The sequence below is a fragment of the Xanthomonas graminis pv. graminis genome (assembly GCF_030168915.1).
Lineage (GTDB): Bacteria > Pseudomonadota > Gammaproteobacteria > Xanthomonadales > Xanthomonadaceae > Xanthomonas_A > Xanthomonas_A translucens.
Map to the genome: position 1 here is coordinate 1,025,632 of NZ_CP076255.1, position 10,748 is coordinate 1,036,379.

Genomic DNA, 10,748 nt, shown 5'->3' on the forward strand with positions numbered 1-10,748 from the left:
CACGGCGGTCTGTTTCCCGCTGAATCCGGTGCCGCGCGCCGCAGCACCTGCCTTCGTTGCGCTGCGCGTCGCAGCGCGACCTCCGCTCGCCGCGGCAACGCCGCCGGCGCGTTTCGCGGGCAGCAGCGGCGCCGCGCCGTTGCTGCCGAATCCGCTGCACGCCGGAGCGGCGCACTGCACGCAATGCCAGCGGTCTTATAATCGAACGCTTTCCTGCAGGAATCCTTTCGATGACCGCTTCCTCCGCCGCGGATCTGATTGCCCTCGGTCAGCACTACTACCTGCCGATCTACCGCCCGCGCCAGCTGGTGTTGGAGCGCGGCCAGGGCGCCAAGGTGTGGGACAGCGAAGGCCGCGACTACATCGACCTGTCCGCCGGCATCGCCGTGTGCGGACTCGGCCACAACGATCCGGACCTGAGCGCGGCGCTGCTCGAGCAGGCCGGCAAGTTGTGGCACACCAGCAACGTGTTCTACAGCGAGCCGCCGCTGCGCCTGGCCGAGGAACTGGTCGCCGCGTCGCGCTTCGCGCGCAAGGTGTTCCTGTGCAACTCCGGCAGCGAGGCCAACGAGGCGGCGATCAAGTTGGTGCGCAAGTGGGCCGCCAGGCAGGGCCGCGCGCCGGACCGGCGGGTCATCGTCACCTTCCGCGGCAGCTTCCACGGCCGCACCTTGGCCGCGGTCACCGCCACCGCGCAGCCGAAGTACCAGGAAGGCTACGAGCCGCTGCCCGGCGGCTTCCGCTATGTGGATTTCAACGACATCGTGCAGTTGGAAACCGCGATGGCGGCCGGCGATGTGGCCGCGGTGATGCTCGAGCCGGTGCAGGGCGAGGGCGGGGTGATGCCGGCCGCACCTGGCTTCCTGGCGCAGGTGCGCGCGCTGTGCGATCACCATCGCGCGCTGTTGCTGCTGGACGAGATCCAGTGCGGCATGGGCCGCACCGGCACGCTATTCGCGCATTGGCAGGACGAGGTGACGCCGGACATCGTGACGCTGGCCAAGGCGCTGGGCGGCGGTTTCCCGATCGGCGCGCTGCTGGCCGGGCCGAAGGTCGCCGAGACGATGCAGTTCGGCGCGCATGGCAGCACCTTCGGCGGCAATCCGCTGGCGGCGGCGGTGGCGCGGGTGGCGCTGCGCAAGTTGGCATCGGCGCCGATCGCGGCGAATGTGTCGCGGCAGGCGGCGGCGCTGCGGCAGGGGCTGGCCGCGCTCAACGATGAGTTCGCGCTGTTTTCGCAGGTGCGTGGCCGGGGCCTGATGCTGGGCGCGGTGCTGAATCAGGCGCATGCGGGGCAGGCGGGGGCGATCCTCGATCATGCCGCTGCGCATGGGTTGTTGACGTTGCAGGCCGGGCCGGATGTGTTGCGTTTCGTGCCTTCGTTGAATATCACCGATCAGGAAATGGCGGAGGGGCTGAAGCGGTTGCGGGCTGCGCTGCAGGCTTATGTCGGGAAGCGTTGAGTCGGTTTCTGGATAGTTTCGGTTTTGCATGTGATGCGATAACGGCCAAAGCCAGAGCCAAAGCCAGAGCCAAAGCCAGAGCCAGAGCCAGAGCCAGAGCTTTCGCGCGTTGCGCGAGTCACTTTTCTTTGCTTGTGCAAAGAAAAGTAACCAAAAGAAAGCACACCCCAGACGCGCGCCCTCCGCTGCGCTCCGGGTGCGCGAGGTGGACAGGAATTTTCCGATGGCACATCCATGTGCCAGCGGAAAACGCCACGCATCATGCGTGGCGCCCCTGCGGGGTTGTACCTGCCCACCTCGCCGCGCTCTATGGGGGCCCCGAAAAGCCAAGATCAAAATCTGAGCAACAGCAACAGCAACAGCAACAGCAACAGCAACAGCCGCAATCGTCGTAACAGTTGCAGCAACAGCGGATCTGTTGGTTGTAGGCGCGGTGCTTACGTCAGCCCATGCCGCACAAGTGCGCGGCGTAGGGCGCGGGCGCCGCTGGCGGTTTCGGCGGGCAGGCCGATCGCACGGGCGCTGCGGACGTTGACGAACAGGTCGTCGATGAACAGGGCGTGGCGCGGGGCGATGCCGAAATGGTCGAGTGCGCGGCGGTAGACCTCGGCCTGCGGTTTGCGTCCGCCGAGCGCGCCGCTGCACAGCACGCGTCCGTGCAGCAGCGGGAACAGCGCCGGCACGATCTGCGGGATCGCCTGCGCCATCAGTGCGCCGTTGTTGGTCAGCACGCCGATGTCGATCCTGTCGGCCAGCGCCAGTACGCGTTCGATCGCGCCGGGATCGCCGCGGCTGCCGGCCACGCGTGCGGCGATCCAGTTGGCTGCGCTCACGTGCGCGCCCAGGCCTTCGCCCAGCCGTTGCAGATAGTCGGCGGTGGCGATGTCGCCGCTGTCGTAGGCAGTTTCCAGTCCGGAGGCGAACAACACCTGCCGCACGCGCTCGCAATCGCAGCCGCAGTGGGCGGCCAGGTGCGCGATGCGCGCCGCGCGCGCGTAGGCCGCCAGCACGCCGTCGAAGTCGAGCAGCAGCAATTTCGGGCGTGGATGGATCAACGCGGCCACCGCGTCTGGCGCTGCACGCAGCGGCGCGGCTGGAACATGGGTCGGGTCCGGAGCATCGGCCGCCGAGAGTAACCCAGTCCCCGCGGTTGCGGCGGCCACTCCCCTGCGCCGCGTCTCGCGCTCGAGCCTCTCTCCCACGGGAGAGGGGTCGGGGTGAGGGTCCGTCCGCCAGCGGAGCACGCCCTCGCGCCGTGCCGCGCTGTGCCGATCGCGCTGCGCAATGCCAGCCGCGGTCCTACCCGCTCCATCGCGACCTACCCGTCGCATGCGGCCTGCGCCGCCGTCGCGGCGGCTATGGTCGATGCGCAATCCGTGAGGCGATGTCGACGATGCAAGCAACCACCAGGGGCGCCATGACCCGCCGCCAATTGCTCGCCAGGATCGGCCTGGCCGGCGGCGGCGCGATGATGTACCAGGCGATGCACAGCCTGGGACTGGCCGCCGAATCGCGCTTCGGCGGCGTGCCGCGGCTGGACGGCGACGCCAAGGGCGCCACGGTGCTGGTGCTCGGTGCGGGCCTGGCCGGGCTGACCGCGGCCTACGAACTGCGCAAGGCCGGCTATCGCGTGCAGGTGCTCGAGTACAACGCGCGTTCCGGCGGCCGCAATTGGACGCTGCGCGGCGGCGATCGCTACACCGAATTGGGCGGCTTCGCGCAGCAGTGCGGCTTCGACGAGGGCCTGTACCTCAATCCCGGCCCGTGGCGCATCCCGCATCACCACAAGGCGGTGCTGTCCTACTGCAAGCAGTTCGGGGTGGCGCTGGAACCGTTCGTGCAGGTCAACTTCAACGCGTTGCTGCACAGCCGCGCTGGGTTCGGCGGCACGCCGCAACGTTTCCGCGACATCGATGCCGACTACAAGGGACATGTGGCCGAACTGCTGGCCAAGAGCACCCGGCAGGGCGCGCTGGATGCGCAGGTGCAGCGCGAGGACCAGGAGATCCTGCTCGAGTCGCTGCGCAGCTGGGGCGCGCTGGACAAGGACTTCGGCTACGGCAAAGGCCGCGAGAGCAGCGAGCGCCGCGGCTTCGCCAAATATCCCGGCGGCGGCCTGTCGGGCAAGCCGGAATTCTCCACGCCGTTCAGTACCCAGGACATCCTGCGCTCGCGGCTGTGGACCACGCTGGCGGCCGGCAACAACTACGAAATGCAGACCGCGATGTTCCAGCCGGTCGGCGGCATGGACCAGATCGGCAAGGCGTTCGCGCGCGCGCTCGGCGACGCGATCCGCTACAACGCGCGGGTCACTCGCATCGACCAGGATACGCACGGGGTCAGCGTCGCCTACCAGGACGGCAACGGCCCCGAGCAGTTGGCGAAAGCCGATTGGTGCGTGTGCACGATCCCGCTGTCGATCCTCAGCCGCATTCCGCTCGCGGTGGGCGAGAAGATGGCCGCAGCAATCGGCCAGGTGCCGTATGCGGCGTCGGTGAAGGTGGGGCTGCAGTTCAAGCGCCGTTTCTGGGAAGAGGACGAGGCGATCTACGGTGGCATCAGCTACACCGACCTGCCGATCACCCTGATCAGCTATCCGAGCACCGGCTTCCAGAGCGCCGGCAAGGGCGTGCTGCTGGGCGCCTACGTGTGGGGGCTGGAGGCGTTCGAGTTCACCTCGATGACGCCGCCGCAGCGCGTGGCCAAGGCGCTGGAATACGGTACGCACTTGCATCCGCAGTATCCGCGCGAATTCGACAACGGCATCGCCGTGGGTTGGCACCGGGTGCCGTTCACCCATGGTTGCTTCGGCGTGTGGAGCGACGCGGCGCGCGCCGAGCACTACGAAAACCTGTGCCGGATCGATGGCCGCATCGCACTGGCCGGCGAACACGCCTCGTATATTCCGGCCTGGCAGGAAGGGGCCATCACCTCGGCGCTGGAGGCGATCGAGCGCCTGCATCGCCGCGTCGTCGCGGGAGCCCGCGCATGAAGCTCGACCGTCACTGGCTGCTCGCCGCGGCGCTCGTCACCGCGCTGCTGGCGCTGATGCTGCCGCTGGCGATCGGCCCGGCCGCGGCGCAGAGTTCCGATGCCACGCCGCTGTATCCGCAGGCCGCGTTCGCCGCCGCCTCCGGCGCCACGGTGTACGCGGCGATCTGCCAGAGCTGCCACATGCCCGGCGGGCAGGGCGCGCGCGGCGGCGGCGAGTATCCGGCGCTGGCCGGCAACCCCAAGCTGGCCGCGGCGCCGTACGTGGCGATGCTGGTGCTCGACGGCCGTGGCGGCATGCCCGGCTTCGCCGGCATGCTCAACGACCAGCAGGTCGCCGAGGTCGTGCACTACGTGCGCAGCCAGTTCGGCAACGACTATCCCGGCGCGCTCAGCGCCGACGAGGTGCGCACGCTGCGGCACTGAGCAATGACGGGTTTCATTCCCTTTTTCGATCGCGAGGAGTTCTGCATGCGCCGTTCGTTCGTTTCCCGCTCGCTCCGTGCCGGCTTGTGCGCGGCGCTGTGGCTGCCCGCGCTGGCCGGCGCCGCCGACGTCGTGCGCCACAAGATTCCCAACAGCGATTTCCCGATTTCCGCGGCGGTGGAGATCCCGGCCGGCAAGACCACGGTCTATCTCAGCGGCGCGGTGCCGCGGCCGATCGATGCGAGCGCGCCGAAGGATTCGCCTGCCGCCTACGGCGACACCAAGGCACAGACGGTGAGCGTGCTGTCGCAGATCGAGGCGCAGCTGCAAGGCATGGGCCTGGGCATGCGCGACGTGGTCAAGATGCAGGCGTTTCTGGTCGGCGATCCGGCGCTGGGCGGGAAGATGGATTTCGCCGGGTTCATGGAGGGTTACCGGCAGTTCTTCGGCACGCCCGCGCAGCCGAATCTGCCGTCGCGCTCGGCGTTTCAGATCGCCGCGCTGGGCAATCCGCTGTACCGCATCGAGATCGAAGTGGTTGCCGTGCGTCCGTGATTTTCGCCATGTCTTCGAAGCCGTCCGCGATGCAGCAGCCGTCGCGTTCGCGCCGCACGTTCCGCAAGGAGTCGGCGCTGGTCGCCGCAGCCGGTGCCGGCACCGAGGAGGGCGCTGCACGCTCCGTTGCATGGATTCTTTCGCAACGCACTGGATAGTGCCTGCGCCGGATGCTGCAGCGCACGACGGCTTGTCGTTGACAACCATTTGCGCAAGGGCAGACAGTCGTGGCGACGCCGCTGTGCGCGCAGCGCATGTTGGCGAGGTTCGCGCGCCTGTGCCGTCCCCATTGCCAAGGAGTCCATCTTGAAAACGACGTCGCTGTTTCCCTTGCTGATCCTCGCCGCGCTCGCGTTCGCGCCGGCGGCCTGGGCCAAGACCTGCGCGGTGAGCATCACCGGCACCGATCAGATGTCCTTCGATCAGCCGCAGATCAAGGTCGCCGCCGACTGCACCGAAGTGGCGCTGACGCTCAAGCACAGCGGCAAGCTGACCGCTGCGGTGATGGGCCACAACTGGGTGCTGGCCAAGACCGCGGATTTCCAGGCGCTGGCCAATGCCGGCACCAGTTCCAGCCTGGCCGACAACTACCTGCCCAAGCGCGATGCGCGGATCATCGCGCACACCAAGGTGATCGGTGCCGGGCAATCGGACACGGTCACGTTCTCCACCGCCAGGCTGAGCAAGGGCGGCGACTACACCTTCTTCTGCTCGTTCCCCGGACACTGGGCGATGATGAAGGGCAAGTTCGTGTTCGGCTGAGTCGTGCTGCGGATGCTTCCGAACATGAGGGCGCTACAGGCTTGCGCCTGTTGCAGCGCCGAACCCACCTGTAGGAGCGGCTTCAGCCGCGACAGGCACTTTCCGTCAAGGTCATGTCGCGACTGAAGTCGCTCCTACAGGACTGCGACGGCGATGTCGCCGCGCTCACTCCGGTGCGCAATCCGGCGGCGCCGCGCGCTGCAGCAATCCGCGTTGCAGCGCGCTGGCCAGCGCCGCCTCGCGGGTGCCGGCTTCCAGCTTGCGGTACAGGTTCTTCAGGTGGAACTTGACCGTGTTTTCCGACAGCGCCAGGCGCCGCGCGATCTGCTTGTTGGCGTCGCCCTGCGCGAGCAGCGCCAGCACTTCGCGTTCGCGTTCGCTGAACAGGTCGGCGCCGTCGTCCTGGTCGTGACGCAGCTTGTCGAGCAGCGCCTGGATGGTCATCGCCAGTGTGGTGTTCGGCGCCGCCTGCGGATCGCGCTGGCGCGCCATGCGCAGCAGCGCCTTGCCCGGTACGCCCAGTTCCAGCACGCATTGCCAGGCCTGGTTGCTGGCCACGTGCTGCAGCGCGTGGCGCAGATAGGGCAGGGCGACGGCGGATTCGCCGCGGTCGTGCAGCACCAGCGCGATGCGCGCACGCACCCGAGCCAGATGCACCTGGTTGTCGGCCAGCATGCAGGCCGCCTCGACGCCTTGCAGCACCGCCAGCGCAGCGCGGGTGCGTCCGCCCAGGCGGTGCCAGCGGGCCAGGGCGAAGCCGAGCGCGGCGAGGAAACGCCAATCCTGCGGCTGGCTCAGCGCGTGCGCGAAGCGCGCCTCGCCGCCGGTGCGCGCGACCAGCGCATCGATCGCCGGCGACGGCGGTTGGTCGAGCAGCACGTGCAGCCGCCAGGCCAGCGCCAGGTCGGCAAGCCGGCCCAGGTGCCGCGCGTGCGCGATGCGGTCGATATGGTCGAGCAGGTCCAGCGCGGCGCGGCCGCTGCGGTCGTGCTGCCGCGCCAGCACCAGCGCGGTCTCGTAGCCGGCGGCGTAGATGTCCAGCCAGCCGTCGTGCTGTTCCAGGAAATCCAGCGCCGGCTGCAGGCCGTCGGCGGCTTCGTCGTAGCGGCCGTGTTCGCATTGCAGCTGCGCCAGCAGGCACTGGCTCACCGCCTGCAGGGTGGGATTGAGCTGCTGCTGGCGTTGGGCGATGACCAGCGCCTGCCGGCAGGTGGCCTCGGCCCGTTCCAACTGGCCGCGGTAGTAGTGGCTCTGCGCCAGGTGGATCAGCGCATAGCTGGCGCCGACCTCGCTGCCGCTGGCCTGCATCGCGCTGCCGGCCAGGTGCGCATAGCGTTCGGCGCCGGCGAAATCGGCGCGGCCCAGCGCGGTGGTGGCGCAGATGCACCACAGCGTGCCGCGGCCCAGGTTGTCGTCCTCGTCCAGCGCCGCCGCCTGCGCGGCGATCTGCGCCAGTCCGCGCGGGTTGGCGCAGACCTGGTCGAGCAGGTCGCGCAGCAACGCCACCACCACCGTGTAGTCGCGTTCGAACGGCGCGCGCAGCGGCTCGGGAAAATCGCGGAAGCGTTCCAGCAGGGTCTGCGCGTGCGCGAACTCGCCCAGCTTCATGTGCAGGTAGGCCTGGGTCAGATTCAGTGCCGGACGCTCGCCGATGCTGCTGCGCGGGAAGCGGCGCAGCAGCGCGCGGATCGGGGCGGTGCCATGGCGTAGCAGCAACTGCCAGGTGCCGGCGCGGGCGATGCAGTCGGCAGCGCTGTCCATCGCGCCGCCGCGTACCGCATGCCGCACCGCTTCGGGCAACTGCCCGTGCGCATCGAACCAGTGCGCCGCGCGCCGGTGCAGCTGCGGCGCCAGGGCGGGCGTGTCGCGCTCCAGTTGCTGGTACAGATAATCGGCGAACAGCGGATGGAAGCGGAACCATGCGTGCTCGCCGTCCAGCGACACCAGCAGGCCCTGGAAGTGCGCCAGGCGCTGCAGCAGGCGGCCGCTGTCGTCGCGCTCGCGCACCGCGTCGGCGAGCGCGGCGTTGAACCGTTCCAGCGGCGAGAGCTGCAGCAGGAAGGTGCGCAGGGCCGGGTCCAGGTCGTCGAGCACCTGTTCGGCCTGATACGCCGCCAGCTCGGCGGTGCGTCCGGAGAACCGCTCAAGGTCGTCGCGGCGGCGTTCGTCACCGCCCAGCCAGAGCCCGGCCAGTTGCAGTGCGACCACCCAGCCCTCGGTCTGCCGGCGCAGCTGGCTGGCCATCGCCGCCGGCACCTGCGGTCCGAGCAGCGCCAGCGTCTCGGCCTCGTTCAGGGCCAGCTCGCGCGCGCCGATGCGCTGCAGCAGGCCCTGCAGCGCCCAGCGCGCCAGCGGCAGCGCCGGTGCGCGCCGTGTCGCCAGCAGCAGGTGCAGCTGGCCGCCGGCATGTTCGACCAACCGCGTCACCACCTCGTCCAGCTTACTGGCGTGGGCGTGGGCGTGGGCGCGGTCGTAGTCGTCGAGGATGAGCAGCAGGCGCCGCGGCGCGCGACGGATCGCGCGAATCAGCGCGGGCAGGGTGGATGCCACCTCCAGATCCTGGCCCTGCTGTTGCAGTGCGCTCTGCAGCGATGCGCCGAGTTCGATCCCGGCGCCGCGTGCGGCCAACGCCAGGTAGGCGAGGAAGCGCCCGGGATCGGCGTCGTCCTCGTCCAGCGACAGCCACGCGAGCGCGGCCTCGCCGCGCTCGTGCAGGCGCTGGTGCCATTGCCCGAGCAAGGTGGTCTTGCCGAAACCGGGCGGCGCCAGCAGCAGGGTCAGCGGCAGCTCGGCAGCGCGGTCCAGCTGCTGCAGCAAGGCGTCCCGCGGCACCGTGGCCACGCGCGAGCGCGGCGGCGCCAGTTTGTCGGCCAGCACCCAGCCGGGCACGGCCGGGCTGTCGTGCACGGACGCAGGGAACGCGGATTCAACAGCGTGACAGGCTTGAGCATGTCGCCATGGATGTCTGCAGCGGTCGCCCTCGCGCCCTCTGGCGGCTTGGGTGACGGTACGGAGCCGGACGCGTGCCGGCTTGCCGCGTGGATCGCGGAAAGCGCGTGCACCGTGCCGATTCCAAGAGCCCCCGCCCTGCTGCCGTCCGTTGGCCGTGCACGTCGAACTTATGACACGGCCGCGACAAAAGCAAAGCCGCGGCCGGTTCCCGGTTTCCGTTCAGCCGGCGGCGGCGACCGCGAACGCCTCGCGCGCCGCGGCCAGCGTGGCGTCCAGCACGCCCTGGTCGTGGGCGCTGGAGAGGAAGCCGGCCTCGTACGCCGACGGCGCCAGGAACACGCCGCGCTCCAGCATGGCGTGGAAGAAGCGGTTGAACGCGGCGGTGTCGCAGGCGGTGGCCTGGGCGTAGGTTTCGACCTTCTCCGCAGTGAAGAACAACCCGAACATCGCCCCGACCTGGTTGGTGGTGACCGCCACCCCGGCGGCGGCGGCGGCCTGCTCCAGCCCGGCGCACAGCGCGGCGGCGGCCGCGTCCAGGCGCTGGTGGAAGCCCGGCGCCTGCACCAGTTCCAGCATCGCCAGGCCGGCGGCCATCGCCACCGGATTGCCGCTGAGGGTGCCCGCCTGGTAGATCGGCCCGGACGGAGCGATCTGCCGCATCAGCTCGGCGCGGCCGCCGTAGGCGCCGACCGGCATGCCGCCGCCGATGATCTTGCCGAAGGTGGTCAGGTCCGGGACCACGCCGTAGCGCGCCTGCGCGCCGCCCAGGGCGACGCGGAAGCCGGTCATCACCTCGTCGAAGATCAGCAGCGCGCCGTGCCGCGTGCACAGCGCGCGCAGGTGTTGCAGATAACCCTCGCGCGGCGCGATGCAATTGGCGTTGCCGACCACCGGCTCGATGATGACCGCGGCGATCTCGCTGCCGATCGCGTCGAACAGCGCGGTAGCGCCGTCGAAGTCGTTGTAGCTCAGCGTGGCGGTGAGTTCGCTCAGGGCCGCCGGCACGCCCGGCGAGGTCGGCACGCCCAGGGTCAGCATGCCGCTGCCGGCCTTGACCAGGAACGAGTCGCCGTGGCCGTGGTAGCAGCCTTCGAACTTGACGATGCGGTTGCGCCCGGTGGCGCCGCGCGCCAGGCGCACCGCCGACAGCGTGGCCTCGGTGCCGGAGTTGACCATGCGCACCATCTCGCACGAGGGCACCAGCCGGGTGATGGTCTGCGCCATCGTCACCTCGGCCGCGCACGGCGCGCCGAACGACAGGCCGTCGCCGATCGCGCGCTGCACCGCCTCGCGCACTGCCGGGTGGTTGTGCCCGGCGATCATCGGGCCCCATGAGCCCACGTAGTCGATGTAGCGGTTGCCGTCCACGTCGTACAGATAGGGGCCGTCGGCGCGCTGCACGAAGAACGGTTCGCCGCCCACCGAAGTGAAGGCGCGGACCGGCGAGTTGACGCCGCCGGGGATCAGCGACTGCGCCTGGGCGAACAGGGCGTGCGAGCGGGAATGGTGCATGGGCGGGAATCCTTGGTGGGCTGGCCGGGCCGATGGGCCGGGCGCGGAGCGATGCCGCCTATTGTCGCGGCTGCGGCCTGCACGTGC

General features: G+C 69.8%; 7 protein-coding genes and 1 pseudogene. 5 read left to right on the forward strand and 3 right to left on the reverse strand.

Annotated features, from left to right (window positions below; translation table 11 throughout):
* Positions 1-230 precede the first annotated feature (230 nt).
* Positions 231-1,463 carry an acetylornithine transaminase gene (locus KHF85_RS04480; RefSeq protein WP_284568663.1) on the forward strand — a complete coding sequence of 411 codons (1,233 nt, stop codon included), beginning with the start codon at positions 231-233 and terminating at the stop codon, positions 1,461-1,463.
* Positions 1,464-1,900: 437 nt separating this feature from the next.
* Here KHF85_RS04480 and KHF85_RS04485 read toward each other — a convergent pair whose 3' ends face one another.
* The gene (locus tag KHF85_RS04485) at positions 1,901-2,518 is read right to left on the reverse strand and encodes an HAD-IA family hydrolase (protein WP_284568664.1); all 618 of its coding nucleotides are present in this window, start codon (positions 2,516-2,518) and stop codon (positions 1,901-1,903) included.
* A gap of 338 nt (positions 2,519-2,856) precedes the next feature.
* On the opposite strand from KHF85_RS04485, the gene KHF85_RS04490 reads away from it, so the two are divergent.
* The 4 genes from KHF85_RS04490 to azu all read left to right on the forward strand — a co-directional run bounded on the left by KHF85_RS04490 (position 2,857) and on the right by azu (position 6,197).
* Positions 2,857-4,455 carry an NAD(P)/FAD-dependent oxidoreductase gene (locus KHF85_RS04490; protein ID WP_409976655.1) on the forward strand — a complete coding sequence of 533 codons (1,599 nt, stop codon included), beginning with the start codon at positions 2,857-2,859 and terminating at the stop codon, positions 4,453-4,455.
* Positions 4,452-4,880: a c-type cytochrome gene (locus tag KHF85_RS04495; protein ID WP_284568666.1), complete on the forward strand. Its 429-nt coding sequence runs from the start codon at positions 4,452-4,454 to the stop codon at positions 4,878-4,880. The genes KHF85_RS04490 and KHF85_RS04495 overlap by 4 nt, the downstream gene beginning before the upstream one ends.
* Positions 4,881-4,925: 45 nt before the next feature.
* Positions 4,926-5,435, forward strand: a complete 510-nt coding sequence (locus KHF85_RS04500) for a RidA family protein (protein WP_284568667.1) — start codon at positions 4,926-4,928, stop codon at positions 5,433-5,435.
* Between the two features lie 411 nt (positions 5,436-5,846).
* Positions 5,847-6,197: an azurin gene (gene azu, locus KHF85_RS04505; protein ID WP_284569474.1), complete on the forward strand. Its 351-nt coding sequence runs from the start codon at positions 5,847-5,849 to the stop codon at positions 6,195-6,197.
* Positions 6,198-6,362: 165 nt separating this feature from the next.
* Here azu and KHF85_RS04510 read toward each other — a convergent pair.
* Positions 6,363-9,148 (reverse strand): annotated as a pseudogene (locus KHF85_RS04510) (LuxR C-terminal-related transcriptional regulator).
* Between the two features lie 220 nt (positions 9,149-9,368).
* Entirely contained in the window at positions 9,369-10,661 is a 1,293-nt protein-coding gene (gene hemL, locus KHF85_RS04515) for a glutamate-1-semialdehyde 2,1-aminomutase (RefSeq protein ID WP_284568668.1), read from the reverse strand.
* Positions 10,662-10,748 lie beyond the last annotated feature (87 nt).

Bases quoted from the DNA above. Each gene is read 5' to 3' on its own strand.
- azu (WP_284569474.1), top strand. From the start codon at position 5,847: ATGTCCTTCGATCAGCCGCAGATCAAGGTCGCCGCCGACTGCACCGAA.
- KHF85_RS04500 (WP_284568667.1), top strand. From the start codon at position 4,926: ATGCGCCGTTCGTTCGTTTCCCGCTCGCTCCGTGCCGGCTTGTGCGCG.
- KHF85_RS04490 (WP_409976655.1), top strand. From the start codon at position 2,857: ATGCAAGCAACCACCAGGGGCGCCATGACCCGCCGCCAATTGCTCGCC.
- hemL (WP_284568668.1), bottom strand. From the start codon at position 10,661: ATGCACCATTCCCGCTCGCACGCCCTGTTCGCCCAGGCGCAGTCGCTG.
- KHF85_RS04480 (WP_284568663.1), top strand. From the start codon at position 231: ATGACCGCTTCCTCCGCCGCGGATCTGATTGCCCTCGGTCAGCACTAC.
- KHF85_RS04495 (WP_284568666.1), top strand. From the start codon at position 4,452: ATGAAGCTCGACCGTCACTGGCTGCTCGCCGCGGCGCTCGTCACCGCG.